Annotated in this window: 23 protein-coding genes; 14 read left to right on the top strand and 9 right to left on the bottom strand. The window is 73.5% G+C overall.

Annotated features, from left to right (window positions below; all coding sequences use genetic code 11):
* Nucleotides 1-55: 55 nt before the first annotated feature.
* Both ACIQWA_RS16265 and ACIQWA_RS16260 read left to right on the top strand, forming a co-directional pair.
* Complete coding sequence (locus ACIQWA_RS16265) at nucleotides 56-571, top strand: MarR family winged helix-turn-helix transcriptional regulator (RefSeq protein WP_360234787.1); 516 nt, start codon at nucleotides 56-58, stop codon at nucleotides 569-571.
* Nucleotides 572-614: 43 nt separating this feature from the next.
* The gene (locus tag ACIQWA_RS16260) at nucleotides 615-1,124 is read left to right on the top strand and encodes a GNAT family N-acetyltransferase (RefSeq protein ID WP_402482814.1); all 510 of its coding nucleotides are present in this window, start codon (nucleotides 615-617) and stop codon (nucleotides 1,122-1,124) included.
* A gap of 94 nt (nucleotides 1,125-1,218) precedes the next feature.
* Here ACIQWA_RS16260 and ACIQWA_RS16255 read toward each other — a convergent pair whose 3' ends face one another.
* From ACIQWA_RS16255 to ACIQWA_RS16240, 4 genes are all read right to left on the bottom strand, one after another.
* Nucleotides 1,219-1,728: a methylated-DNA--[protein]-cysteine S-methyltransferase gene (locus ACIQWA_RS16255; protein ID WP_402482812.1), complete on the bottom strand. Its 510-nt coding sequence runs from the start codon at nucleotides 1,726-1,728 to the stop codon at nucleotides 1,219-1,221.
* Nucleotides 1,725-3,344, bottom strand: a complete 1,620-nt coding sequence (locus tag ACIQWA_RS16250) for a DNA-3-methyladenine glycosylase 2 family protein (RefSeq protein WP_402482810.1) — start codon at nucleotides 3,342-3,344, stop codon at nucleotides 1,725-1,727. The genes ACIQWA_RS16255 and ACIQWA_RS16250 overlap by 4 nt, the downstream gene beginning before the upstream one ends.
* A gap of 463 nt (nucleotides 3,345-3,807) precedes the next feature.
* Complete coding sequence (rsgA, locus tag ACIQWA_RS16245; protein ID WP_402482808.1) at nucleotides 3,808-4,929, bottom strand: ribosome small subunit-dependent GTPase A; 1,122 nt, start codon at nucleotides 4,927-4,929, stop codon at nucleotides 3,808-3,810.
* A 333-nt stretch (nucleotides 4,930-5,262) separates the two neighbouring features.
* The gene (locus ACIQWA_RS16240) at nucleotides 5,263-6,282 is read right to left on the bottom strand and encodes a cytochrome c oxidase assembly protein (RefSeq protein WP_402482805.1); all 1,020 of its coding nucleotides are present in this window, start codon (nucleotides 6,280-6,282) and stop codon (nucleotides 5,263-5,265) included.
* A 366-nt stretch (nucleotides 6,283-6,648) separates the two neighbouring features.
* Here ACIQWA_RS16240 and ACIQWA_RS16235 point away from each other — a divergent pair, with 366 nt between their 5' ends.
* A complete protein-coding gene (locus ACIQWA_RS16235) occupies nucleotides 6,649-8,421 on the top strand; it encodes an FtsW/RodA/SpoVE family cell cycle protein (RefSeq protein ID WP_402482802.1) in 1,773 nt (590 codons plus the stop codon).
* Nucleotides 8,422-8,662: 241 nt separating this feature from the next.
* Here the strand turns inward: ACIQWA_RS16235 and ACIQWA_RS16230 are convergent, their stop codons facing one another.
* Nucleotides 8,663-10,006 (bottom strand): YihY/virulence factor BrkB family protein, encoded by a 1,344-nt coding sequence (locus ACIQWA_RS16230; protein ID WP_402482800.1) that lies wholly within the window; start codon nucleotides 10,004-10,006, stop codon nucleotides 8,663-8,665.
* A gap of 293 nt (nucleotides 10,007-10,299) precedes the next feature.
* Between ACIQWA_RS16230 and ACIQWA_RS16225 the strand changes: the two genes are divergently transcribed.
* The 11 genes from ACIQWA_RS16225 (at nucleotide 10,300) to ACIQWA_RS16175 (ending at nucleotide 20,244) form a co-directional block, all read left to right on the top strand.
* The gene (locus ACIQWA_RS16225) at nucleotides 10,300-10,383 is read left to right on the top strand and encodes a putative leader peptide (RefSeq protein ID WP_310593185.1); all 84 of its coding nucleotides are present in this window, start codon (nucleotides 10,300-10,302) and stop codon (nucleotides 10,381-10,383) included.
* Between the two features lie 199 nt (nucleotides 10,384-10,582).
* The gene (locus ACIQWA_RS16220) at nucleotides 10,583-12,307 is read left to right on the top strand and encodes a nitrite/sulfite reductase (RefSeq protein WP_402482797.1); all 1,725 of its coding nucleotides are present in this window, start codon (nucleotides 10,583-10,585) and stop codon (nucleotides 12,305-12,307) included.
* 40 nt (nucleotides 12,308-12,347) lie between these two features.
* On the top strand, nucleotides 12,348-12,530 hold the full coding sequence (locus ACIQWA_RS16215) for a hypothetical protein (protein ID WP_402482794.1): 183 nt from the start codon (nucleotides 12,348-12,350) through the stop codon (nucleotides 12,528-12,530).
* Complete coding sequence (locus ACIQWA_RS16210) at nucleotides 12,508-13,212, top strand: phosphoadenylyl-sulfate reductase (RefSeq protein WP_402482791.1); 705 nt, start codon at nucleotides 12,508-12,510, stop codon at nucleotides 13,210-13,212. The genes ACIQWA_RS16215 and ACIQWA_RS16210 overlap by 23 nt, the downstream gene beginning before the upstream one ends.
* A gap of 88 nt (nucleotides 13,213-13,300) precedes the next feature.
* On the top strand, nucleotides 13,301-13,897 hold the full coding sequence (gene cysC, locus ACIQWA_RS16205) for an adenylyl-sulfate kinase (RefSeq protein ID WP_402482790.1): 597 nt from the start codon (nucleotides 13,301-13,303) through the stop codon (nucleotides 13,895-13,897).
* Nucleotides 13,894-14,835: a sulfate adenylyltransferase subunit CysD gene (gene cysD / locus ACIQWA_RS16200; protein ID WP_402482787.1), complete on the top strand. Its 942-nt coding sequence runs from the start codon at nucleotides 13,894-13,896 to the stop codon at nucleotides 14,833-14,835. Before cysC ends, cysD begins: the two co-directional genes overlap by 4 nt.
* Nucleotides 14,835-16,163 (top strand): sulfate adenylyltransferase subunit 1, encoded by a 1,329-nt coding sequence (locus ACIQWA_RS16195; protein WP_402482784.1) that lies wholly within the window; start codon nucleotides 14,835-14,837, stop codon nucleotides 16,161-16,163. The genes cysD and ACIQWA_RS16195 overlap by 1 nt, the downstream gene beginning before the upstream one ends.
* 243 nt (nucleotides 16,164-16,406) lie before the next feature.
* Complete coding sequence (locus ACIQWA_RS16190; RefSeq protein WP_402482783.1) at nucleotides 16,407-17,576, top strand: aliphatic sulfonate ABC transporter substrate-binding protein; 1,170 nt, start codon at nucleotides 16,407-16,409, stop codon at nucleotides 17,574-17,576.
* Between the two features lie 205 nt (nucleotides 17,577-17,781).
* A complete protein-coding gene (locus ACIQWA_RS16185) occupies nucleotides 17,782-18,585 on the top strand; it encodes an ABC transporter ATP-binding protein (RefSeq protein ID WP_360234743.1) in 804 nt (267 codons plus the stop codon).
* The gene (locus ACIQWA_RS16180; RefSeq protein WP_402482780.1) at nucleotides 18,572-19,486 is read left to right on the top strand and encodes an ABC transporter permease; all 915 of its coding nucleotides are present in this window, start codon (nucleotides 18,572-18,574) and stop codon (nucleotides 19,484-19,486) included. Before ACIQWA_RS16185 ends, ACIQWA_RS16180 begins: the two co-directional genes overlap by 14 nt.
* Before the next feature lie 11 nt (nucleotides 19,487-19,497).
* Nucleotides 19,498-20,244 (top strand): sirohydrochlorin chelatase, encoded by a 747-nt coding sequence (locus tag ACIQWA_RS16175; protein ID WP_402482777.1) that lies wholly within the window; start codon nucleotides 19,498-19,500, stop codon nucleotides 20,242-20,244.
* A gap of 4 nt (nucleotides 20,245-20,248) precedes the next feature.
* Here the strand turns inward: ACIQWA_RS16175 and ACIQWA_RS16170 are convergent, their stop codons facing one another.
* The 4 genes from ACIQWA_RS16170 to ACIQWA_RS16155 all read right to left on the bottom strand — a co-directional run bounded on the left by ACIQWA_RS16170 (nucleotide 20,249) and on the right by ACIQWA_RS16155 (nucleotide 23,960).
* Nucleotides 20,249-20,560: a hypothetical protein gene (locus ACIQWA_RS16170; protein WP_402482775.1), complete on the bottom strand. Its 312-nt coding sequence runs from the start codon at nucleotides 20,558-20,560 to the stop codon at nucleotides 20,249-20,251.
* A 292-nt stretch (nucleotides 20,561-20,852) separates the two neighbouring features.
* On the bottom strand, nucleotides 20,853-21,566 hold the full coding sequence (locus ACIQWA_RS16165) for a ricin-type beta-trefoil lectin domain protein (protein ID WP_402482773.1): 714 nt from the start codon (nucleotides 21,564-21,566) through the stop codon (nucleotides 20,853-20,855).
* A gap of 270 nt (nucleotides 21,567-21,836) precedes the next feature.
* Complete coding sequence (locus ACIQWA_RS16160; RefSeq protein WP_402482770.1) at nucleotides 21,837-23,582, bottom strand: DEAD/DEAH box helicase; 1,746 nt, start codon at nucleotides 23,580-23,582, stop codon at nucleotides 21,837-21,839.
* Between the two features lie 171 nt (nucleotides 23,583-23,753).
* Nucleotides 23,754-23,960, bottom strand: coding sequence for a cold-shock protein (locus ACIQWA_RS16155; protein ID WP_360234731.1), 207 nt, complete (start codon nucleotides 23,958-23,960; stop codon nucleotides 23,754-23,756).
* Nucleotides 23,961-24,260 lie beyond the last annotated feature (300 nt).

The raw sequence follows: 24,260 nt of genomic DNA, 5'->3' as shown, positions 1-24,260 counted from the left end.
CGAGGACCGGACGGCGCCCCGGGAACGCCCCGTACCAGGCGATACGCTGTCCGCCATGCCGTCGTCACCACACGTTCCCGACTCCGCCACCGAAAGCCCCGACCCGGCGGTCGAGCACGCCCGGCGGCTGACCGACACCGTCACCCGGCTGCGCCGCGCCCTGCGCAGCAGCATCCGCACCGACTACCCCTGGGAGTCCCTGCCGATGGCGCAGGTCGAACTCCTCCAGACGCTCGCCGCCGCCCCACTCCGGGTCGGCGAACTCGCCGCCCGCCAGCGGCTCGCCCCCAACACCGTCAGCGGGCTGGTCGGCAAGCTCCTGGAAGCCGGCTTCGTCGACCGCCAGGCCGACCCCGGCGACCGGCGCACCGCCCGCATCGCCCTCACCCCCGCCGGACGCCGCCAGCTCGACGACTGGCAGCACGCCCACGAACGCCGCATCGCCACCGCCCTCGGCACCCTCGACCCGGCCGACCGCGCGACCGTCGTCCACGCCCTGCCCGCGCTGGAGCGGCTCGCCCGCGCCCTCGCCCAGCCGGGAGCCGGACCCGAAGGGCCCGCCGTCGGCTGAAAACCCCTGGAGCACGGGGTGTCGCGGGCACTAGCGTCCCGGCATGACCATCGCGGAGGTACAGCTCGAACCCTGGACGGACGCCGACCTCGCGCTGCTGCGCCGGGTGAACACCCCGGAGATGAAGAAGCACGTCGGCGGGCCGGAGACGGAGGAGCAGCTGCTCGTCCGGCACGGGCGGTACCTGGACTTCGTCCCGTCCGGGGTGGGCTGCATGTACCGGATCGTGCTGCTGCCCGAGGGCGAGGCCGTCGGCACGGTCGGCTACGGCACCCGCGACTGGGCCGGCGGGACGGTGCACGAGATGGGGTGGAACGTGCTGCCCGAGCACCAGGGGCGCGGCATCGCCGTGGCCGCCGCCCGGGCCGCCGTCGCCGCTGCCCGGCGCGAGGGGGCGCACCGCTTCCTGCACGCCTTCCCCTCGGTGGACAACCCCGCCTCCAACACGGTCTGCGCGAAGGCCGGGTTCACGCTGCTCGGTGAGACGGAGTTCGAGTTCCCGCCCGGGCGGTTCATGCGCAGCAACAACTGGCGGGTGGACCTGCGTAGTTGAGGGCCGAGACCTTCGGGCACGAGTGCCTCGGGCACGGGCGCCTCCTAGGGCACGGGCGCCTCGGGAACGGGGTGCCTCCTCGGGCACGGGCGCCTCAGAAGAGGGTGCCGCTCTCCAGCTCCAGCAGCCAGCGCTTGCGGTCCACACCCGCGGCGAAGCCGGTGAGCGCGCCGTTGGCGCCGAGCACCCGGTGGCAGGGGCGCACGACCAGCAGCGGGTTGGCGCCCACCGCGCCGCCGACCGCCCGTACCATCCGCGGCGACTGCCCGGCCAGTTCGGCGAGTTGGCCGTAGGTCACGGTCGTGCCGTACGGGATCTCGTCCAGCGCGGCCCAGATCCGGCGGCGGAACTCGGTGCCCTCGGGAGCGAGCGGGAAGTCGAAGGTGGTGCGGTCACCCTTGAAGTAGGCGGTCAACTGGGCGACCGGCTCGGCCAGGGCCTCGGGGTCGTACTCCCAGTCGTCGGCGGGCTCGGCCAGCGCGTACTTCTGCCCGGGCGCGGTGACCGTGGCCAGGGCCGCGGGGCCGCCGTCCTCGGGCAGCACGCCGCTGAGCAGCAGCGGGCCGAACGGGCTCTCCATGGTGGTGTAGACGGTGGTGCTCATGCCGGGTCGTTCTCCGTTCCGGTGTTCGTGCTGGTGCTGGGGGTGGTGCTGCCGGCGCTGCCGGTACCGCCGGTGTCGGTGCTCGCGGGGCCCGCCCAGAGGCGGTGGACGGCGTAGGAGCGCCACGGGGCCCAGGCCTCGGCGGCACGGGCGGCGGCCTTGGCGTCACCAGGGGCGCCGAGCCGGAGGAGGCCGTGCTTGACGCCGATGTCGGTCGGGAGGAAGACGTCAGGGTCGGCGAGGGCGCGCATCCGCAGGTAACCGACCGTCCAGGGACCGATGCCGGGCAGCGCCAGCAGCCGGGCGGCGGCCTCCTCCCGGTCGACCCCGCCGTCCAGGCGCACCACGCCCTCCGCCAGCGCGGCGCACAGGCCGGTGAGCGCCCGGCGGCGGGCCGCGGGCATCGCGAAGTCCTCCGGGTCGGCGGTGGCCAGCACCGCCGCCGAGGGGAACAGCAGCCGCAGTCCGCCGCTCGGCTCGGGCAGCGGGACTCCGTACTTCTCCGCGAGCCGGCCCGCCAGCGTACGGGCGGCGCCGACGGTGATCTGCTGGCCGAGCACGGCGCGGACGGCGAGCTCGTGCGGCTCCACGTGGCCGGGCGAGCGCAGGCCGGGGCGCTCACGGACCATCGGGCCGAGCACCGGGTCGGCGCCGAGCTGCTCGTCCACGGTGTCCGGGTCGGCGTCCAGGTCGAAGAGGACGCGCAGCCGCTGGACGGCGGTCGGCAGGTCGCGCAGGTCGGCGAGCAGCAGGCGGCAGTCGAGCCAGCCGCGGGTGCGCGGGTCCTGCGGCGCCAGGCCGTCGACCTCGGCGATGCCGTGCCCGTACGGGAGCGCGAGGGTGCGCCGGTAGGTGCGCACACCGGGGCGCGCGCCGGGCACCACCTCCTCCACGCCGGGGACGGCGCGCAGCTCCAGGAAGTCGATCAGGTGGTCGCTGTCCAGCGCGCCGCGGTAGGCCAGGCGCAGGGTGAGCCCGCCGGCCGGGGTCGCCGTGCGGCGGCCGGACACCACCTCGGCGCGCAGGCCGCTGGGGGTGCGGTCGTAGACCTCGCGCACGGTGTCGTTGAACTGGCGGACGGAGGCGAAGCCGGCCGCGAACGCGATGTCGGTGACGGGGAGTTCGGTGGTCTGCAGGAGCAGCCGGGCGGTCTGGGCGCGGCGGGCGCGGGCCAGCGCGATCGGGCCGGCGCCGAGCTCGGCGGTGAGCTGGCGCTGGAGCTGCCGGGCGCTGTAGCCGAGGCGGTCGGCCAGGCCCGCGACGCCCTCGCGGTCCACCACGCCGTCGCCGATCAGGCGCATCGCGCGGCCGACCAGGTCGGCGCGGTGGTTCCACTCCGGGGAGCCCGGAACCGAGTCCGGGCGGCAGCGGCGGCAGGCGCGGAAGCCGGCGCCCTGGGCGGCCGCGGCGCTGGGGTAGAAGCGGCAGTTGGCACGTTTGGGGGTCACGGCGGGGCAGCTCGGTCGGCAGTAGATGCCGGTGGAGGTGACCGCCGTGAAGAAGACGCCGTCGAAGCGGGCGTCGCGGCTGTCCACGGCTCGGTACCGGATGTCGTCGTCGATCACGTTGTCCAGTTTGCGGGATGGGACGAGGGGTGACTGGCGGGAATCGGACATTGCCGTCGGGGGGCTTCCCCCTCCCCCTCCCCCTCCCCCCCGCCCTCCCGCCTCCACCACCCACCCACCGCCGCGCGCGGCCCACCCACCCACCCACCACCTGCCCACCCACCTGGCGGCCTTCTGCGCCCACCCACCCGCCGCGCCCACCCACCCGCCGCACCTGCTGCGCCCGCCGTGCCCGCTGCACCTACCGCGCCTGTTGCACGTACCGCAGCCACCGGGCGCCTCGCGCGCACCGCGCCTGTGCAGAGCTCGCTCGGCCTGTGCCGCCAGCGTCACCGCCCTGCCGCGAACCGCAATGTCCTCCCTCCGTACCGGGCCCCGCCCGGCTCCGCCTCGGCCCGCCCCCGCACTGGCCGGCCGCCGGCCGACCGGTCAGTGCGGGTCGTCACGCCCGGGCTCCCCGGGCAGACACTGGGCCATCGAGTTGCTGAACCACTTGCGCCGAGGACGGATCCGGTCAGCGCTTCACCGGACCGCCTGCCGCGCGCATCGACTTGGTGATCGCCTTCCACTTGTTCAGCCGGGCCTTGGCGACCCGGGCGTCGGTGCGCGAGGCGATCCACTCGTTCTCGCGCTGGAGCTTGAGATAGCTGTCCATCCGGCGCTGCGGCAGGGTGCCGTCCTCCAGCGCCGCGCGGACCGCGCAGCCGGGCTCGGTGTGGTGGTTGCAGTCGTGGAAGCGGCAACCCTCGGCCAGCTCGGCTATGTCGGCGAAGGCCAGGTCCACCCCCTCGCCACCGTAGAGGCCGACCTCGCGCAGCCCGGGGGTGTCGATGAGCACGCCCCCGCCGGGCAGCGGTATCAGCTCGCGGGTGGTCGTGGTGTGGCGCCCCTTCTGGTCGACCTCGCGGGCTTCCTGGACGGTCATCACGTCGGCGCCGACCAGCGCGTTGGTGAGCGTGGACTTGCCCACGCCGGACTGGCCGATCAGCACCGTGGTGCCGGGGGCGCAGGCGCGGAGCACGTCGATGCCCTCGCCCGTCTCCGCGCTGACCACCAGCACGGTGACGCCCGGTGCGACGGATTCGACATCGGCCCGGATGAACTCGGCGTCGTCGACCAGGTCGGCCTTGGTGAGGACGACCAGCGGTTCGGCGCCGGACTCCCAGGCCAGGGCCAGGAAGCGCTCGATCCGCCCGAGGTCGGGATCGGCCGCGAGCGAGGCGGTGATCAGCACGGTGTCGACGTTGGCCGCCAGCACCTGGCCGTCGGAGCGCTTGCCGGCCACCTTGCGGATGATCGCGGTGGAGCGCGGCAGCAGCGCGGAGACGGCGGCCATGGGCTGGGCGTGCAGGTCAACGGCGGCCCAGTCGCCCGTGCAGGGGCAGTTGATCATGTCGGCGTCGCCCACCGGCCGGGTGTCGAGCCGGACGGTGCGCAGCTCGCCCGTCTCCGGGTCGGCCAGGACGGCGTCGCACTGGCCGCGGTCGACCCGGGTGATACGGGCGGGGAGCAGGCCGGCCTCGGCCAGCGGGACGAAGAGCTCGTCGAGCTCAGGCGTCCAGCCGTAGCGGGCCAGCGGGGAACTCTCGGTGGGGAGGGAGGAGGAGAACAGCGAAGTGGAGGCAGCGTTGAACAACGCAGTGGCCCTTCGGGAGGAGATGGTCCCGGCGGGCTACGGCTGGCGCGGAAGGCTCAGCCGGCGGCCGGGAAGAGGAGGTGAACGCGCATGCTGCCCAGGGCAGCTATCGGGGCGACAACGACCACGGGGTTCACCTCCTGCTCTCTACTCCTCGGGCGGCCCAATGGCCCCCGAACCGATGTGTCACACGCTAGCGGGGCGGGCGGTTGGGGCCAACCTATTTTTGACCTGCGGAAATGCGGTGGGGAGGGGGCGCGGCGGGCCAACATTGGCCCGCCCCACCGAGCGGTGCCGCGCCTCACCGCGCCGCGCCAGGGGACGGAACCGCCGCTACCCCCCGTAGCGGTGCTTGAGGTTCGGGTCGTCCAGCCACCACGGCCGCATCCCGCCCTCGTCCTCCTCCGGCTGCCCCGCCGCCCTGGCCTCCGCGGCCTGCGCCTCGAAGCGGGCGTCCAGCTCGGCGTCCACGGCCTTGATCTCCTCGCGCCCCTGCACCACCATCCGCCGCACCAGCGCGGCCAGGAACGGCAGGCCGACGAGGTCGCCCAGCACCCAGAAGGCGTTGCCGCCCCAGGTCTGGTCCTGCGCCAGGCTCGGCCCCCAGGGCCGCCCGAGCGCCAGGTAGTAGTGCTCCGCGACGAGGTGCCCGCCGTAGATCAGCACGATCCCGAGCCCCGCGTCGAAGATCACCTCGGCGAAGGTGATGAACAGCCCGACCAGGTGCGGGTACTCGTGCCCGACCGGGTCAAGCTGCAGCCGCGGCCAGAAGTAGGCGAGGCCCAGCAGCACCAGCGCCAAGTGCAGCACCAGGTTGCCGACACCGCTGGAGACCGACCACTCGTACCAGGGCGTGAAGTAGAGGAGCCACGGCGGCGCCATCAGCAGCACGGTGGAGACCGCGGGGAACATCAGCACCTTGGAGGGCCGGCTGCGCAGCGCCCGCAGGATCCGCTCCCGCCGGTGCTCCGGAGAGGACCGGACCAGCAGCGAGACGGGGGCGCCGAGCGCGAGCAGCAGCGGGACGACCATGAGCAGCAGCACGACCTGTACGGCCCGGTCGGTGAACAGGACGCGCTCGTACACCCCGAGGCCGGAGCAGGTGCACCAGATCCACAGCAGCAGCCCCCCGAGAAAGGCCGCGGTGCGGGTGGGCTGCCAGCGGGCGCCGTCGCCGCGGTTCACGGTGCGCACCGCGGTCAGGTACCAGCCGCCGAGCAGCAGCGACAGGGCGAGCACCACCGGTTCGAAGGTCCAGGAGGTGGCCAGGTCGGACCACTGCCACGCGGGCGGTCCGCCGTACGCGAGCACCCGGGCCGCGCCGTCCAACGCGCCGTCCACCACGCCGCTCATCCGTCCGCCCACCTCATCCGTACCGCTGTACCGGCCGTACTGCCGTACCGGTTGTGCCGGTTGTGCCGACGTACCGGCCGCGTCGGCGTACCGGCCGTGTGCCCGCCGTACCCACTTGTGCCCGCCGGGCGCAGGGGCCGCGGCGCCCGGCCATGATGGCCCTCCCGACGCGGGCCGCCCCAGCCGGGGCCCACCTCTATACCCGGGCCTGAACAAAGCTTTACCAAAGCCGAACAAAGCTTTGCCCAGGCAAAGTTCTGCCCTCGCCGCCCCCGGAGGCGCAACCGGCGCGAGGCCGCTGTCGTCTGGCAGGATGCACCGTCGGCGATACCGGCCACGTGGGTGACAGCAAGGGGACGACAAGAGGTGCAAAGCACTGCACGCGGCGAAGGCCGACGGCTGGCCGCGCGCCACCGCAACATCGAGCTGGGCCTGCTGGCGCTCGCGGTGGCCGTCTGCCTGGCCGGACACATCGACGCCTCGCTGGCGATGACCGACAAGCTGCCGCCCGGGCTCCTCGTCCACGGCCTGTCCCTCGGGGCGCTGGTCGCGGTGGCGCACCTGGCAGTGCGCCGGTTCGCGCCGTACGCGGACCCGCTGATCCTGCCGCTGGGCGTGTTCCTGACCGGCTTCGGGCTGATGCTGCTGGACCGGCTGGACTTCAGCTACAAGGCCGCGCACGCCGCCAAGGGCGACTACCAGAAGCTCCCGGCCGCGCCGGGCCAGCTGATGTGGACGTTCATCGCGGTGGCGGCGGCGCTCGCGCTGATCGTCTTCGTCAAGCACCACCGGTTCTTCCAGCGCTACGTCTACGTGCTGATGGCGGGCGCGCTGATCCTGCTGACCGCGCCGATCTTCTCGCCGACCGACAGCTTCGGCGCCAAGCGCTGGATCAAGCTCCCCGGACTGCCCTCCTTCGAGCCGGACGAGTTCGTGAAGGTCGCGATCACGATCTTCTTCGCGGGCTACCTGATGGCCTCCCGGGACGCCCTGGCCCTGGCCGGGCGAAAGGTCTGGGGGATGACCCTCCCGCGCGGGCGGCACGCCGGACCGGTGCTGGCGATCTGGGCGGTCAGCCTGATGGTGCTGATCTTCGAGCGCGACCTGGGCACCTCGCTGATCTTCTTCGGCGTCTTCGTCGTGATGCTGTACGTGGCGACCGAGCGCACCAGCTGGGTGGTGCTCGGCCTGCTGATGGCGGTCGGCGGCGCGGCCGTGGTCGGCACCGTGGAGCCGCACGTGCACGGGCGCGTCGAGGCCTGGCTGCACCCGCTCGACTACTTCCCTCCGGTCAACAACCAGGCGATCTCCGCACAGCCCGCCGAGGCCCTGTTCAGCCTCGGCACCGGACACATGACCGGGACCGGCCTGGGCTCCGGCCGGCCGTGGCTGATCGGCTTCGCCGGGCGCAGCGACTTCATCTTCACCACCATCGGCGAGGAACTGGGCCTGGCCGGGGTGACCGCGATCCTGCTGGTGTACGTGCTGCTGATCCAGCGCGGGCTGCGCACCGCGGTCGGACTGACCGACCCGTTCGGCAAGCTGCTGGCCACCGGCCTGTCGGCGGCGCTCGCGCTGCAGGTGTTCGTGGTGGTCGGCGGCGTGAGCGGGCTGGTCCCGCTGACCGGCAAGGCGCTGCCCTTCCTGGCGGCCGGTGGTTCCTCCCTGCTGGCGAACTGGCTGATGGTCGCCCTGCTGATCAAGCTGAGCGACTCCTCGGGGCGCACCGCCCTGGACCCGGCCCCGACCAGCCCGGAGCCGCTCCCGGCGCAGGCCGGCCCGGCCTCCCCCGGCCCTGGCCGGACCCTGGGGGCGGGCGAGCCGCTGGCCGCGGGCCTGGACCCGCTGCCGGGCGCCGGGCCCGAGCCGGCGGGCCCGTCAGCAGCGTCGTCCGGCCCCGTCCACACGGACCCGGGCGCCCCCACCGAGCTGCGCCCCTCCTTCGGCCACGCCCCCGGCACGCCCCGGCCCGACGGACCGCTGCCCGACGGACCGCTGCCCGGCGGCCCCCAGCACGCCGGTCCGCAGCACAGTGGCCCGCAGGCGTCGTACGGCTACCCGCCCGTCAACGACCAGTCCGCCCACGGCTACGGCCCCCCGCAGCAGTCCCGGTACCCGCAGGACCCGACGATCGGCTGACCCCACCGGCGCACCCCGCCGACCGGCCGTCAACCGACCGCCGTCAACCGGCCACCGACCCGCCGCCGACCGGCCGTCAACCGACCGCGACCACCCCGGGCCGGGGCCCGACACGAACCGCACACGAGTCGAACACCACCCGGCCGGACCCCGACAACGCAGAGGGCCTCCCCCGCACCCGCGAGGGAGGCCCTGTCCGTACGAAGTCACCACCGCCGCCACCGCGGCCACCACCGCACCGCTACCGCTGCTCCCACGGCGGCCGCGGCGGCCTGGGCGGGTACCCCGGCATCTGCTGCCCCGGCCCGGCCCCCGGCCCCGGCCCGGCCCCCGGCCTTGCCTCCGGCGGCGGCCCGGCCGGCCGGTCGCTGTCCGGCGGCGGCGGGGACGGCCGGTGGTGCGGCCCCGGCCGGGCGGTGAGCCGCGCGCGAACGTTGTCGGCGGCCAGCACGTCGGCCCACCGCTCGGGGTACTCGGCGGGCACGTCGACGTCGTCGGCGTCCTCCTCGCCCCACTCCTCCTCGACGCCCTCGGCCAGGCCCAGTTCGCGGGCGCGCCGGGCCCGTTCGACGGCCCGGCGGGCGGCGACCTCGCGGACCACCGCGGCGGCCGCCTCCTCGTGGGCGCGCTCGTTCTCGGCCCGGGCGTCGGCGGTCTCCAGGGTGGGCCAGCGGCGGTCTATGGCGGCGTTCATGGCGGCGCCGATGAGCACCGCGAGGGCCACCACGAAGATCCACAGCAGTACGGCCACCGGCGCGGCCAGCGAGCCGTACACCGAGGGGCCCTCGACCGAGCTGACCAGGTAGAGCCGCAGGCCGACACTGCAGAAGACGAGCACCACCAGGGCGACCAGCGCGCCGGGGATGTCCTCGCGCCAGGGCGTGGAGACCGGTACGGCCAGGTGGTAGAGGGTGGTCAGGGAGACGATCAGCAGCAGGATCGCGACCGGCCAGTAGGCGGCGCCGACGAGCCCCGCGATGCCGTGCACGGCGTTCTCGACCAGTCCGGGCCCGGCCATCAGCAGCGGCAGCACCAGCGAGCTGATCACCAGGGCACCCAGGTAGAGGCCGAGTGACATCAGCCGGGTCTTGACGATGCCGCGCTTGCCGTCCAGCCCGTACATGACGGTGATGGTGTCGATGAAGATGTAGAGCGCCCGGGATCCGGACCACAGCGACAGCAGGAAGCCGATCGAGATGAGGTCGGGCCGGGTGTGGTCGAAGACCTGGCTGAGCAGCGGTTTGACGACCGCGTTGACGGAGGAGTCCGACAGCACCGTCCCGGAGGCCGAGACGATGTCGTGCTTGAGCCGGTCGATGGTGCCCGCGCCGAGGAACTCGTCGAGGTAGCCGAGGGTGGCGGCCAGGCCGAGCAGCAGCGGCGGGATCGACAGCAGGGTGAAGAAGGCCGCCTCCGCGGCGAGGCCGGTGACCCGGTACTCGACGCAGGTGTTGGTGGTGTCCTTGACCAAGTCCCACGCCGTGCGGCGCCAGGTGGCCTCCTTGGCCGCGCGCCGGGAGCCCTTGCCCCGGCGCCGGGAGGGCCGTTCGGGGTTCGGTCTGCTCGTATCGCCTGCTGCTTGCACAGGGCTAACGGTATCGGGCCAGGTCGCTCCGGTTGATCTCCCCCGGGGTACGGGCGCGTGCGGACCGGCCGCGCGGGTCGCCGTACGGGCGCGTGCGGACCGCCCCGCCGACCGCCGCGCGGGGCCCCCTGCTGCCCCGCGCCCCGACCGCGCCCCGACCGCCCGTCAGGAGCCCGTCGGACGGCCCGCCCCGGAGCGGCCGGAACACCCGGCCGTCCCAGATGTCGAAACCCCAGCGTCCAGCATTCGGATGTTAGTGGACCGCGAGTCCCGCGCCGTGCGAATCTCTTGCCATGCCTAGCGCCGGAACCACCCTAGTAGGTCGACTCCACGTCGATCTCCTTCGCGTGTCCAGCGCCATCTGTCCGGTGACCTGAGCTCCCACCCCGCCGCACCACCGCACCCGGCGCCGTCCACCCCGCCATCCCCGCACGAGCGGATGCGCAGGCGCCCGCCCGGCCCGGTCAGCTGCTCTCCCGGCCCTGAGAAACCCGCAGGTCACAGCAGCGATCGCACGGCCGAGCACGCCCCGCGACCCACCCGGCGCCAGCGCCACCTGCCCAGAAGGACTTCACCATGGCCACCTCTCCCGAGACTGCCGAGCCCACGGCCGACCGCCCGGTCGCGCCCCGCCCCGCCGCGGCTCGCAAGGTGACCCGCCACCGCGGCGAGGGCCAGTGGGGCATGGGGCACTTCACCCCGCTGAACGCCAACGAGCAGTTCAAGAAGGACGACGACGGTCTCAATGTGCGGACACGTATTGAGACGATCTACGCGCACCGGGGCTTCGACTCGATCGACCCCGCCGACCTGCGCGGCCGGATGCGCTGGTGGGGGCTCTACACCCAGCGCAAGGAGGGCATCGACGGCGGCAAGACCGCGATCCTGGACCCGCACGAGCTGGACGCCGAGTACTTCATGCTCCGGGTGCGCATCGACGGCGGCCGGCTGACCGTCGCCCAGCTGCGCGCGATCGCCGAGGTCTCCGAGCAGTACGCGCGGGGCACCGCCGACCTGACCGACCGGCAGAACATCCAGTACCACTGGATCCGGATCGAGGACGTCCCGGCGATCTGGCAGAAGCTGGAGGCCGTCGGCCTGTCCACCACCGAGGCCTGCGGCGACACCCCGCGCGTCATCCTCGGCTCGCCGGTGGCCGGCATCGCCGAGGACGAGATCATCGACGGCACCCCGGCCATCGAGGAGATCCAGCGCCGCTTCATCGGCAACAAGGACTTCTCCAACCTGCCGCGCAAGTTCAAGAGCGCGGTCTCCGGCTCCCCGCAGCTGGACGTCGCCCACGAGATCAACGACGTCGCCTTCGTCGGCGTGGTCCACCCCGAGCACGGGCCCGGCTTCGACCTGTGGGTCGGCGGCGGCCTGTCCACCAACCCCAAGCTCGGCGTGCGCCTGGGCGCCTGGGTCCCGCTGGACGAGGTCGCCGACGTGTACGGCGGCGTGATCGGCATCTTCCGCGACTACGGCTACCGGCGCCTGCGCAACCGCGCCCGGCTCAAGTTCCTGGTCGCCGACTGGGGCGTGGAGAAGTTCCGCAAGGTCCTGGAGGAGGAGTACCTCGAGTACCGGCTGGTCGACGGGCCCGCGCCCGCCGAGCCCGCCGCCCGCTGGCGCGACCACGTCGGCGTGCACCGGCAGAAGGACGGCCGCTACTACATCGGCTTCGCCCCGCGCGTGGGCCGGGTCGACGGCAAGCTGCTCGGCCGGATCGCCGACCTCGCCGCCGCCCACGGCAGCGACCGGCTGCGCACCACGGCCGAACAGAAGATGCTGGTCCTCGACATCGCCGAGGAGCACATCGACGCGGTGGTGGCCGGCCTGGAGGAGCTCGACCTGCGGGTCACCCCCTCGCCGTTCCGCCGCGGCACCATGGCCTGCACCGGCATCGAGTACTGCAAGCTCGCCATCGTCGAGACCAAGGAGCGCGGCCGCACCCTGATCGACGAACTGGAGCGGCGCCTGCCGGAGTTCGCCGAGCCGCTGACCATCAACATCAACGGCTGCCCGAACGCCTGCGCCCGGATCCAGGTCGCCGACATCGGCCTCAAGGGCCAGCTGGTCACCGACGAGCACGGCAACCAGGTCGAGGGCTACCAGGTCCACCTGGGCGGCGCGCTCGGCCTGGAGGCCGGCTTCGGCCGCAAGGTCCGCGGCCTCAAGGTCACCAGCGCCGGCCTGCCCGACTACGTCGAGCGCGTGCTGACCCGCTACCAGGCCGACCGCGCCGAGGGCGAGCGCTTCGCCCAGTGGACGGCCCGCGCCACCGAGGAGCAGCTGTCGTGAGCGAGCACAGCAAGACGGGCGATGCGCAGCGAGGTGGGCGATGAGTGAGCGAGCCGCACCGTTCTTCTGCCCGTACTGCGGGGACGAGGACCTGCGCCCGTCCGAGGCCGGCCACGGCGCCTGGGAGTGCCACGGCTGCCGCCGCGCCTTCCAGTTGAAGTTCCTCGGCCTGCTGTCACCGACCAACGGGGGTGCGTCACATGACCAACCGCACCACGCCTGACCACGCGGAGCTCGCCGCCCGGGCCGGCCGCGAGCTGGAGGAGGCCACGCCGCAGGAGGTGCTGCGCTGGGCCGCCGACACCTTCGGCAGTCGGTTCTGCGTCACCTCCTCGATGGAGGACGCGGTGGTCGCCCACCTCGCGTCCTCGGTGTTCCCCGGGGTGGACGTGGTGTTCCTGGACACCGGCTACCACTTCCCGGAGACCATCGGGACCAGGGACGCGGTCGCCGCGACCATGCCGGTCAACGTCATCACGCTCACCCCGCTGAGGACGGTGGCCGAGCAGGACGCCGAGCACGGGCCGCGGCTGCACGACCGCGACCCGGACCTGTGCTGCGCGCTGCGCAAGGTGGAGCCGCTCAACCGCGGCCTCGCCGGCTACGACGCGTGGGCCACCGGGCTGCGCCGCGACGAGTCCCCGACCCGGGCGAACACGCCGGTGGTCTCCTGGGACCCGAAGCGCCGCAAGGTCAAGATCGCCCCGATCGCCCGCTGGACGCAGGAGGACGTGGACGCCTACGTCGCCGCGAACGGCGTGCTGCTCAACCCGCTGCTGTGGGAGGGCTACACGTCCATCGGCTGCTCGCCGCTGTCCTGCACCCGCAAGCCGGCCGAGGGCGAGGACGCCCGGGCCGGCCGCTGGTCCGGCTCCGGCAAGACCGAGTGCGGCATCCACCTCTGAGCCCCCGCCCCGCCCCGCTCCTGGGACCCCCGCTCCCGAGCCCCCCGCTCCCCCGACCGTTCGTCAACCACCGCGTAAGGAAAGAACCGTGACAGCTCACACCCCGGCCGCCGACGGAGCCGCAGAGGCGGCCCCCGCGGCCGCCCCCTGCGAGCGCGGCGCCACCGTGTGGCTGACCGGGCTGCCGAGCGCGGGCAAGACCACCCTGGCCTTCGCGCTGGCCGAGCGGCTGCGCGCCGAGGGCCACAAGGTCGAGGTGCTGGACGGCGACGAGATCCGCGAGTTCCTCTCCAAGGGCCTCGGCTTCTCCCGCGAGGACCGGCACACCAACGTCACCCGGATCGGCTTCGTCGCCGAGAAGCTCGCCGCCAACGGCGTCAAGGTGCTCGCCCCGGTGATCGCCCCCTTCGCCGACTCCCGCACCGCGGTGCGCGAGCGGCACGCCGCGGCCGGCACCGAGTTCCTGGAGATCCACGTCGCCACCCCGGTCGAGCTGTGCGCCGAACGGGACGTCAAGGGCCTGTACGCGAAGCAGGCGGCCGGTGAGATCTCCGGCCTGACCGGTGTGGACGACCCGTACGAGGCCCCCGAGAAGCCCGAGCTGCGCCTGCAGACGCAGGGCCGTGCGGTCGCCGAGTCCGCCGCCGAGCTGCACGCCTTCCTGACCGAGAGGGGTCTCGCATGACCACCGCGACCGACAGCCCGGTCCGTGCCCACGACGACTCCCCCTTCGCGCTGTCCCACCTGGACGCGCTGGAGGCCGAGTCGGTGCACATCTTCCGCGAGGTCGCGGGGGAGTTCGAGCGCCCGGTGATCCTGTTCTCCGGCGGCAAGGACTCCATCCTGATGCTGCACCTGGCGCTCAAGGCCTTCGCGCCGGCCGCCGTCCCCTTCTCCCTGCTGCACGTCGACACCGGCCACAACTTCCCCGAGGTGCTGGCCTACCGCGACCGCGTCGTCGCCGAGCACTCCTTGCGCCTGCACGTCGCCCACGTCCAGGACTTCATCGACGACGGCCGGCTGCGCGAGCGCCCGGACGGCACCCGCAACCCGCTGCAGACCGTCCCGCTGCTCGACGCCATCGAGAAGAACCGTTTCGACGCGGTGTTCGGCGGCGGGCGCCGGGACGAGGAGAAGGCCCGCGCCAAGGAGCGCGTCTTCTCCCTGCGCGACGAGTTCGGCGCCTGGGACCCGCGCCGCCAGCGCCCCGAGCTGTGGTCGCTCTACAACGGACGGCACGCGGTCGGCGAGCACGTGCGGGTCTTCCCGCTGTCCAACTGGACCGAGCTGGACGTCTGGCAGTACATCGAGCGCGAGGGCATCGACCTCCCCGAGATCTACTACGCGCACGAGCGGGACGTCTTCTCCCGGGGCGGCATGTGGCTGACCGCCGGCGAGTGGGGCGGCCCCAAGGACAGCGAGCCCGTCGAGCGGCGGCTGGTGCGCTACCGCACCGTCGGCGACATGTCCTGCACCGGCGCCGTCGACTCCGACGCCACCACCATCGAGGCCGTGATCGCCGAGATCGCCGCCAGCCGCCTCACCGAGCGCGGCGCCACCCGTGCCGACGACAAGCTGTCCGAGGCCGCGATGGAAGACCGCAAGCGCGAGGGGTACTTCTAATGAGCACGACCGTCGAGACCAGCGCCACCTCGCTGCTGCGCTTCGCCACCGCCGGCTCCGTCGACGACGGCAAGTCCACCCTGGTCGGCCGGCTGCTGCACGACTCCAAGTCGGTGCTCGCCGACCAGCTGGAGGCCGTCGAACGCGTCTCCCTGGGCCGCGGCCAGGAGGCGCCCGACCTCGCCCTGCTCACCGACGGCCTGCGGGCCGAGCGCGAGCAGGGCATCACCATCGACGTCGCCTACCGCTACTTCGCCACCCCCCGGCGGCGGTTCATCCTCGCCGACACGCCGGGGCACGTGCAGTACACCCGCAACATGGTGACCGGCGCCTCCACCGCGGAGCTCGCCGTCGTCCTGGTCGACGCCCGCAACGGCGTGGTCGAGCAGACCCGCCGGCACGCCGCCGTCGCCGCCCTGCTGCGGGTGCCGCACGTCGTCCTGGCCGTCAACAAGATGGACCTGGTCGACTACGCCGAGCCGGTCTTCGCCGCGATCGCCGCCGAGTTCACCGCCTACGCCGCCTCCCTCGGCGTGGGCGACGTCCTCGCCGTCCCGATCTCCGCCCTCGCCGGGGACAACGTCGTCGAACCGTCCGCGCACATGGACTGGTACGGCGGCCCGACCCTGCTGGAGCACCTGGAGACCGTCCCGGTCGGCAGCGACCCCGACGCGGAGCCCGCCCGCTTCCCGGTCCAGTACGTGATCCGCCCGCAGACCGAGGAACACCCCGACTACCGCGGCTACGCGGGCCAGCTGGCCTCCGGCGTGCTGCGGGTCGGCGACCCCGTCACCGTGCTGCCCTCCGGCCTGACCACCACCGTCGCCGCCATCGACGCGCTCGGCCGCCCGGCCGACCTGGCCTGGGCCCCGCAGTCGGTCACCGTCCGGCTCGCCGACGACCTCGACATCTCCCGCGGCGACCTCATCGCCGCCGGGGGCTCCCCCGCCCCCACCAAGGACGTCGAGGCCACCGTCAGCCACCTCAACGAGCGGCCGCTGCGCGCCGGGGACAAGGTGCTGCTCAAGCACACCACCCGCACCGTCCGCGCCCTCGTCAAGGAGATCTCCTACCGGATCGACATCGACAGCCTCGAACAGCGCTCCGGCGCCGAGGGGTTGAACGTCAACGACATCGGCCACGTGAAGCTGCGCACCGCCGAGCCGCTGGCCCTCGACGACTACACCGACAACCGCCGGACCGGCTCGTTCCTGCTGATCGACCCGGCCGACGGCACCACCCTCACCGCCGGCATGGCGGGCGAGGCCTTCGCCACCGTACGCACCGACGGCGCGCCCGGCGCGCCCGAAGAGGAGGACTGGGTCTGATGCCCAGCGAGGCGTTCTCGGGCATGGACAAGGAAGGCGGCCGCATCGGCAGCGGCGTCCTCGGCAGCGGCCAGGGCGGCTTGACCCGATGTGCGGGCCGACGGGGCTGAGAACGCCCCGTCACCGGGCCGCTCCCCACGGCCGCCCGGCTTGCCCGGCACACCCACTGCCGCAAGCGCCACCTTCCAACCGTCCGCCCGGGACCGCCTCCTGACGGTCCGTCCGCGAACAGGACCCACCACCATGGCACCGCACCAGGCACCCTCGCACCGCACCCCCTCCCATCGGCCCACCCGCCCGAACGCCGGCCGGATCAGACGCGCGGCGGCTGCCGCCGCCGCCGGCCTGACCGCCGTCGCCCTGCTGTCGGCCTGCAGCTACGGCTCCAAGGCCGACAACAAGGCCGACACCGCGGCCACCGTGGGGAGTTCGGCGTCCGGCCCCAAGCTCACCGCGGACACGGTGAAGATCGGCTACTTCGCCAACCTGACCCACGGCACCCCGCTGGTCGGACTCCAGGAAGGCATATTCCAGAAGGAGTTGGGCGCCACCCAGGTGAAGACCCAGGTCTTCAACGCGGGCCCGGCGGAGATCGAGGCGCTCAACGCCGGATCGATCGACATCGGCTGGATCGGCCCCTCCCCGGCGATCAACGGCTACACCAAGTCCGACGGCAAGTCCTTGAAGATCATCGGCGGTTCGGCCTCCGGCGGGGTCAAGCTGGTGGTCAACCCGGACAAGGTCGGCTCGCTGGACGACCTCAAGGGCAAGAAGATCGCCACCCCGCAGCTGGGCAACACCCAGGACGTGGCGCTGCTCAACTACCTGGCCGGCAAGGGCTACAAGGTCGACGCGGCGTCCGGCGCGGGCGACGTCTCGGTGGTGCGCACCGACAACAAGGTCACCCCCGACGCCTACAAGCAGGGCTCCATCGACGGCGCCTGGGTGCCCGAGCCCACCGCCTCCAAGCTGGTCACCCTCGGCGCGAAGGTCCTGCTCAACGAGAAGGACGTCTGGCCGGACAAGAAGTTCGTGATCACCAACATCATCGTCTCGCAGAAGTTCCTCAAGGAGCACCCGGACGTGGTGGAGGCCGTGCTGCGCGGCTCGGTGAACACCAACGCCTTCATCAAGGCCAACCCCGACAAGGCCAAGGCCGACGCCAACGAGGCGATCAAGAAGGAGGCCGGCAACTCCCTGGAGTCGGCCGTCCTCGACCCGGCCTGGTCCGACATCGACTTCCTGGACGACCCGCTGGCGAACACCCTGCAGGCCGAGGCCGACCACGCCGTCACCGCCGGGCTCCTCAAGAAGCCCAACCTGAACGGCATCTACGACCTCACCCTGCTGAACAAGGTCCTCGCGGCCAAGGGCCAGGCCCCGGTGGCGGACGCCGGCCTCGGCGCCAAGTAGCCCGGCGCCAAGTAGCCCGGCGCCAAGTAACCCGGCGCCACGCAACCGGCGCCAAGCAACCGGCGCCACCCAGATCCGCGGTCCGGCCCCCGCCCGCCCGGTCGATCCCCGATCGATGCCCACCGGGCCGGGCGGGGCCGGACCCGGCCCCCCGCTTCGCAGCCCTCGCCAGCCTTGCCAGACCACTCACGCAGGAGGTGCCCGGATGACCCCGGCACTGACCACCTCGGCGGACGCCCCCCGCGCCGACGCCACCGGCGCCACGCCCGCCGTTCGGATCTCGCACGTGCACAAGTCCTTCGGCCGCCCGGGCGCCGCCACCCACGTGCTGGACGACATCACCCTCGACGTCGCGCCCGGCGAGTTCGTCACCCTGCTCGGCGCCTCGGGCTGCGGCAAGTCCACCCTGCTCAACCTGGTCGCCGGCCTCGACGAGCCCACCCGCGGCAGCATCGAGGTGCCCGGCGGCCGCCCCGCCCTGATGTTCCAGGAACACGCCCTGTTCCCCTGGCTCACCGCCGGCCGGAACATCGAACTGGCCCTCAAGCTGGCCGGCGTCCCCCGCCCCGAGCGGCGCGCCGAGGCCGAGCGCCTGCTCGAACTCGTCCGCCTGAACGGCGCGTACGGCAAGCGGGTGCACGAGCTGTCCGGCGGCATGCGCCAGCGCGTCGCGATGGCTCGCGCCCTCGCCCAGGGCAGCAAGGTGCTGCTGATGGACGAGCCGTTCGCCGCCCTCGACGCCATCACCCGGGACGTCCTGCACGACGAGATCACCCGGATCTGGGCCGAACGGCAGCTGTCCGTCCTGTTCGTCACCCACAACGTGCGCGAGGCGGTGCGGCTGGCCCAGCGCGTCGTCCTGCTCTCCTCCCGCCCCGGCCGGGTCGCCCGGGAGTGGCGGATCGACCTGCCGCAGCCGCGCCGCATCGAGTCCTCCGGCGTCGCCGACCTGTCCATCGAGATCACCGAAGAACTGCGTGGGGAGATCCGTCGCCATGGCCAGCACTGACACCGCTCCCGTCGTCCTGGACAAGAACGCCCCCGTCGGCGCCGCCGACAGTGCCGACGTCGGCGCCGGCCTGGACGCCCTCGACTCCGTCACCGCCCAGCGCAGCTCGCTCGGCGAGGTGCTGCGCTCCAAGGCCCTGCCGCCGCTGATCGGCGTGCTGGTGGTGCTGGCGCTGTGGCAGGGCGCGTACAGCCTGCACGTCACCTCCTCGTACAAGCTGCCCAGCCCCGCGGACGTCTGGCACTCCCTCCAGGAACTCTGGTACCAGGGCACGCTGTTCTCGATCATCTGGACCAGCGTCTGGCGCGGCCTGTCGGGCTTCCTGCTCGCCGTCGTGATCGGCACCCCGATCGGCCTGGTCGTCGCCCGGGTCAAGCCGGTGCGCACCGCGATCGGCCCGGTCCTCCAGGGCCTCCAGTCGCTGCCCTCGGTCGCCTGGGTGCCGGCCGCCGTCATCTGGCTCGGCATCAACGACCAGATGATGTACGCGGTGATCCTGCTGGGCGCCGTCCCGTCCATCGCCAACGGGCTGGTGGCCGGCATCGACCAGGTCCCGCCGCTGTTCCTGCGGGCCGGGCGCACCATCGGCGCCACCGGCCTGACCGGCGCCCGGCACGTGCTCATCCCCGCCGCGCTGCCCGGCTACCTGGCCGGCCTCAAGCAGGGCTGGGCGTTCTCCTGGCGCTCGCTGATGGCCGCCGAGCTGGTCGCCTCCTCCCCCGACCTCGGCCGGGGCCTGGGCCGGTTCCTGGAGGACCAGCGCGAGTTCTCCGACATGTCCGGGGTGCTGCTCGGCATCATCCTGATCCTGTTCGTCGGCATCGCCATCGAACTGCTCGTCTTCACCCCGGTCGAGCGCCGGGTGCTGCGCAACCGCGGCCTGCTGGCCTCCGGCAAGTGAGGCGGCCGCCGGTGCCCGCCCTCCTGCTCATCGCCCACGGCAGCCGTGACCCGCGGCACGCCGCGACCGTGGCCGCGCTGGTCCGGGAGGTGCGGGCCCAGCGGCCCGGCCTGGAGGTCGCCACCGCCTACCTGGACCACTGCGCGCCGCGGATCCCCCAGGTGGTCGGCCGGTCCGGACGGTTCGGACGGGCGACGGACGCGGTGGCCGTCCCGCTGCTGCTCAACCGGGCCTTCCACGCCAAGCACGACATCCCCGCCGCGTTGCGCGCGACCGGCGCCGGGCTGCCCGTCGCCGAGGTGCTGGGCCCCTCCCCGCTGCTGCTCGCCGCCCTGGACCGCCGACTGGCCGGGGCCGGGCTCGACATCAGCTCGGCGACGGTCCGCGCCGGTACGGGCGTGGTGCTGGCCGCGGCCGGCTCCTCCGACCCGGCCGCCGACGCGGCCACCCGCCGGGTCGCCGCCGAGTGGCGGCGCACCCGCGGCTGGGCCGCCGTCGAGGTCGCCTACGCCTCGGCGGCCGGCCCGCGCGTGCCCGACGCCCTCGCCGCCCTGCGCGCGGCCGGCGCCGAGCGGACGGCCGTCGCCCCGTACCTACTGGCCCCGGGCCTGCTGCCGGACCGCATCGCGGCGGCCTCGGAGGGCGCGGACCTGGTCGCCGACGTCCTCGGCGCGGCCCCGGAGCTCGCCGCACTGCTGCTGGAACGCTACGACCGGGCCCGCCGGGAGGCGGCAGCCGTCCCGGCCCTGACCGCCTGAGCCGTCACGAGGCCTTGCGGTGCTGGTACTCGGCCACCGCTGCGGTGATCACACTGACCGGCACCGAATCGTCCACGTTGGCAATGGCGGCCTCGATCCACTCCCGCATGATCGCGGTCGGCTTCACCCCTCGCTCCCGCGCGCGACGGCGCACCTCGTCCATCACCGGCTTGGGCAGCCGCAGCGAGGTGGTGATCATGACCGACTCCGGGGCCAGCGGCTCGGCCGGCTCGGCGCTCATGATCTCGTCCTCGGTCAGTTCGTGCGTCTCGTAGTACTCGGCGATCGCTTCGAGCTCCGCACCGTTGTCAGTCATCTGCCACCTTCAACTCGTCCGCTTGAGGAACAGGCGCCGTTCGTTCCAGTGGAGCTCACGGCGCACGAGCCACAGCGTGCTGCAAACGCAATGCACGGACCTAGTCGCCTCCACTCATGCGGGTGACGGCGCGCGGCAGCGCCGAGGGCGCGCACGGCCGGTGCCGTGCGCGCCCTCGGGGTGCGGGCCGGACCGGGCCGGCCCCGGCGCAGGGTGGCCCGCCGCCCGGCGCCGCGGAGGTCCGCCGCCCGACGGGGGTGCGGGCGGCGGACCTGGCTCCGGTGGTGGTGCGTCAGGCCGGGAGGTTCCACTTCTGGTTGGCGGCGCCGTTGCAGTCCCAGATGCCGAGCTGGTTGCCGTTGTTGGTGGCGAAGCCGAGGTCGTCCAGGCAGCGGCCGGACTGCGGGTTGTAGAGCGAGCCGTCGGCGCGGGCCTGCCACTGCTGGGCGCCGGTGCCGTTGCAGTCGTAGAGCTGGACCAGGGTGTGGTTGGCGGTGCCGCCGCCGGCGACGTCCATGCACTTGCCGAGCGCGCGGACGGTGCCGTCGACGCCGATCCGCCACTTCTGCGCCAGGGAGCCGTTGCAGTCGTAGATCTGGACGGGAGTGCCGTTGCCGAGGTTGGCGCCCTTCACGTCGACGCACTTGCCGGCGTAGCCGGTGATCTGGCCGGTCGGGCCGGCCGGCGGGGTGGCGCCCAGGAGGACCCGCGGGAACATGACGCTGTCGCCGACGCCGCAGGCCGCGGAGACGCTGCCGTCCCCGATCCCCACGCCGCCGATCGCGGGGCGGGTGAACTGCACGGTGTGGGTGGAGTTCCAGTAGTAACAGGTGGCGGTGACGGTCCAGGTCTGCATCGGGTCGAGGCCGCTGCAGTTGCCGATCGCGTTCCAGCCCGCGACGTAGGCACCGCAGGAGGGCACGGCCTGGGCGGAGGTGGCCGGTGCGGCCAGGGCGGCGGCCCCGGCGAGCAGGGCGGTGGTCAGCAGGGCGGAGGTTCGGCGCATCGGGACGGTGGTCCTTCCGGTCGGCGGATCGCGTCAACTCGACGTCTGCGCACTTGTGGTGACGGTGCGGCAGTTGTGTGGGCCGGGTAGAAGAATCGTGGGTTCGCCGGGCCCCCGTCAAGCTCTCGTTCAAGGCGAGCTTCGATGGATTCACGCCAGCTGTTCGGATCGGCGATCGCTCGGCTGCCCCGGGAACGCGGAACGGGCCCCGTGCTCCCCCTCGCAGGGGAGCACGGGGCCCGTTCGGTGGAACCGGGGCCGGGACGGCCGTCAGTCGAACTTGCGGCGCTGGCGCCCGGTCCCGTAGTTGGCGCCGGACTGGGAGCCGCTGCCCGGCCGGGCCCGGCCGGAGGAGCGCCCGATGAACCCGGCGGCCTGCGGCCGCTCGCCCTGGGCGGCGGCACCGAGGCGCTGCTTGGGGCGCGGGCGGCGCGGGTTGCCGTTCATGTCGACATCGGTGGGCAGCCCGGAGCGCTTGGCGGGGCGGCGGCGCGGGTTGCCGGACTTGCCGCCGGCGCCCTTGCCGTCGGCCGAGGCGGCCGGGGCCGCGGGCTGGGCGGCGGCCGGGACGGCCAGCGCGACCGCGACGCCGCTGGGGGTGCGGGCGCCGGTGATCCGGGCCAGCTCGGCGTCGCCGGGGCGGATCTTGGTGACGGTCGGCCGGATCCCGGCGACCGTCATCAGCCGGTTGACCTCGCGGCGCTGCTCGGGCAGCACGAGGGTGACGACCGTACCGGACTCGCCGGCCCGGGCGGTGCGGCCGCCGCGGTGCAGGTAGTCCTTGTGGTCGATCGGCGGGTCGACGTTGACGACCAGGTCGAGGCCGTCGATGTGGATGCCGCGGGCGGCCACGTTGGTGGCGATCAGCGCGGTGACCTCGCCCTCGCGGAACTGGTCCAGGACCCGGTTGCGCTGCGGCTGGGACTTGCCGCCGTGCAGGGCGGCGGCCATCACGCCGGTGGCGCGCAGCTGCTTGGCGAGCCGGTCGGCGCCGTGCTTGGTGTGCACGAACATGATCACCCGGCCGTCGCGGGAGGCGATGTGCGCGGTGGCGGAGGCCTTGTCGGTGGGCTCCAGCTGCAGGACGTGGTGGTCCATGGTGGTGACCGCGCCGGCCGAGGGGTCGACCGAGTGGGTGACCGGGTCGGTCAGGAAGCGCTTGACCAGCCGGTCCACGTTGCGGTCCAGGGTGGCGGAGAACAGCATCCGCTGCCCGCCCTCGGCGACCTGCTCCAGCAGCCGGCTGACCTGCGGGAGGAAGCCCATGTCGGCCATCTGGTCGGCCTCGTCGAGGACCGTGATGGCGACGTCGGAGAGGTTGACGTCACCGCGGCCGATCAGGTCGTCCAGCCGGCCGGGGGTGGCGACCAGGACCTCGGTGCCGCGGCGCACCGCGTTGGCCTGCCGGCTGATGCCCATGCCGCCGACGACGGTGGTGATCCGCAGGTTGACGGCGGTGGCGTACGGGGTGAGCGCGTCGGTGACCTGCTGGGCGAGCTCGCGGGTGGGCACCAGGACGAGCGCCAGCGGGTGCCGGGAGTCGGCGCGGCGCCCGGCGGTGCGGGCGAGCAGCGGCAGGCCGAAGGCGAGGGTCTTGCCGGAGCCGGTGCGGCCGCGGCCGAGGACGTCGCGCCCGGCGATCGAGTCGGGCAGGGTGGCGGCCTGGATCGGGAACGGCTCGGTGACGCCCTCGCGGGTGAGCGCGGACAGGATCGCCTTGGGCAGGTCGAGCTCGCCGAAGGAGGCCGCCGGGGGCCGGGCCGGGGTGCCCTCGACGACGGTGAAGTCGGCGGGCTCCGCCACGGCGGTGCGGGTGGCCTTGGGGGCGCCGGTGCGGCCCCGGGGCTTGCGGGCGCGGTCGGCGCCCTCCCCGGTGCGGCGGGCGCGCTCGGGGTTGTCGCCGCTGCGGCGGGGGCGGCCGGTACGGCCTTCGGCCGTGCGGTCGCCGGTGCGCGCGGCGGAACGGTCGGTGGTGCGGTCGCCTCGGTCGCGGGGCGTGCGGGCAGGGGTGGTCACGGGTTCTCCGTTCGTCGGTCGGCAGCCCGCGGTCGCGGACTGGTCGGCCGTCTGAGTGGAGTGCGCCGCCCCGGCCGTACTGCGGCATGAACGAGGGCCCGCACCGTCCAGCGGTGCGGGCCCCCGCTTCACGAGATCACAGGGGATCGCGCGTCAGCACAGAGGCTGGCGTCAGGCGATGACCTGGATGTTCTCGCCCTGCGGGCCCTTCTGGCCCTGGGTGACGTCGAACTCGACGCGCTGACCCTCGACGAGCTCACGGAAGCCCTGGGCCTGGATGTTCGAGTAGTGGGCGAAGACGTCCGGGCCGCCGCCGTCCTGCTCGATGAAGCCGAAGCCCTTTTCGCTGTTGAACCACTTCACGGTGCCGGTAGCCATAACCGTCTCCTCATACTTGGGGCATCAGGGATTCACACCTCGTGAATCCCCAAGTAGCCGCGATCCCCATCCGGAGACTGAAACACCGGACAAAACAAATGCGCCTGTTGGTTGGTACCAGCAGGCGCACACACACGTTCATGGGAACCAAAACTGCAACTGCCTCGACTGTAGCACGGCCGCACCCCGATTGACCGGGGACTTTTCTGCTCGACAGATCACGTTTGGCCCCCCTGGAAACAGGGGACGGCGCCCCGCCGGAGCGGGGCGCCGTCCGCCGTCCGGCCCGTCGCCGGGCCG

Origin of the sequence: Kitasatospora sp. NPDC098652 (assembly GCF_044760155.1) — a bacterium.
GTDB lineage: Bacteria > Actinomycetota > Actinomycetes > Streptomycetales > Streptomycetaceae > Kitasatospora.
The sequence above is the reverse complement of the archived record's forward strand: the minus strand, read 5'-3'. Positions and strand labels throughout refer to the sequence as shown.

Bases quoted from the DNA above. Each gene is read 5' to 3' on its own strand.
- ACIQWA_RS16265 (WP_360234787.1), top strand. From the start codon at position 56: ATGCCGTCGTCACCACACGTTCCCGACTCCGCCACCGAAAGCCCCGAC.
- ACIQWA_RS16260 (WP_402482814.1), top strand. From the start codon at position 615: ATGACCATCGCGGAGGTACAGCTCGAACCCTGGACGGACGCCGACCTC.
- ACIQWA_RS16255 (WP_402482812.1), bottom strand. From the start codon at position 1,728: ATGAGCACCACCGTCTACACCACCATGGAGAGCCCGTTCGGCCCGCTG.
- ACIQWA_RS16250 (WP_402482810.1), bottom strand. From the start codon at position 3,344: ATGTCCGATTCCCGCCAGTCACCCCTCGTCCCATCCCGCAAACTGGAC.
- ACIQWA_RS16240 (WP_402482805.1), bottom strand. From the start codon at position 6,282: ATGAGCGGCGTGGTGGACGGCGCGTTGGACGGCGCGGCCCGGGTGCTC.
- ACIQWA_RS16225 (WP_310593185.1), top strand. From the start codon at position 10,300: ATGCCTAGCGCCGGAACCACCCTAGTAGGTCGACTCCACGTCGATCTC.
- ACIQWA_RS16220 (WP_402482797.1), top strand. From the start codon at position 10,583: ATGGCCACCTCTCCCGAGACTGCCGAGCCCACGGCCGACCGCCCGGTC.
- ACIQWA_RS16215 (WP_402482794.1), top strand. From the start codon at position 12,348: ATGAGTGAGCGAGCCGCACCGTTCTTCTGCCCGTACTGCGGGGACGAG.
- ACIQWA_RS16210 (WP_402482791.1), top strand. From the start codon at position 12,508: ATGACCAACCGCACCACGCCTGACCACGCGGAGCTCGCCGCCCGGGCC.
- cysD (WP_402482787.1), top strand. From the start codon at position 13,894: ATGACCACCGCGACCGACAGCCCGGTCCGTGCCCACGACGACTCCCCC.
- ACIQWA_RS16195 (WP_402482784.1), top strand. From the start codon at position 14,835: ATGAGCACGACCGTCGAGACCAGCGCCACCTCGCTGCTGCGCTTCGCC.
- ACIQWA_RS16190 (WP_402482783.1), top strand. From the start codon at position 16,407: ATGGCACCGCACCAGGCACCCTCGCACCGCACCCCCTCCCATCGGCCC.
- ACIQWA_RS16185 (WP_360234743.1), top strand. From the start codon at position 17,782: ATGACCCCGGCACTGACCACCTCGGCGGACGCCCCCCGCGCCGACGCC.
- ACIQWA_RS16180 (WP_402482780.1), top strand. From the start codon at position 18,572: ATGGCCAGCACTGACACCGCTCCCGTCGTCCTGGACAAGAACGCCCCC.
- ACIQWA_RS16170 (WP_402482775.1), bottom strand. From the start codon at position 20,560: ATGACTGACAACGGTGCGGAGCTCGAAGCGATCGCCGAGTACTACGAG.
- ACIQWA_RS16165 (WP_402482773.1), bottom strand. From the start codon at position 21,566: ATGCGCCGAACCTCCGCCCTGCTGACCACCGCCCTGCTCGCCGGGGCC.
- ACIQWA_RS16155 (WP_360234731.1), bottom strand. From the start codon at position 23,960: ATGGCTACCGGCACCGTGAAGTGGTTCAACAGCGAAAAGGGCTTCGGC.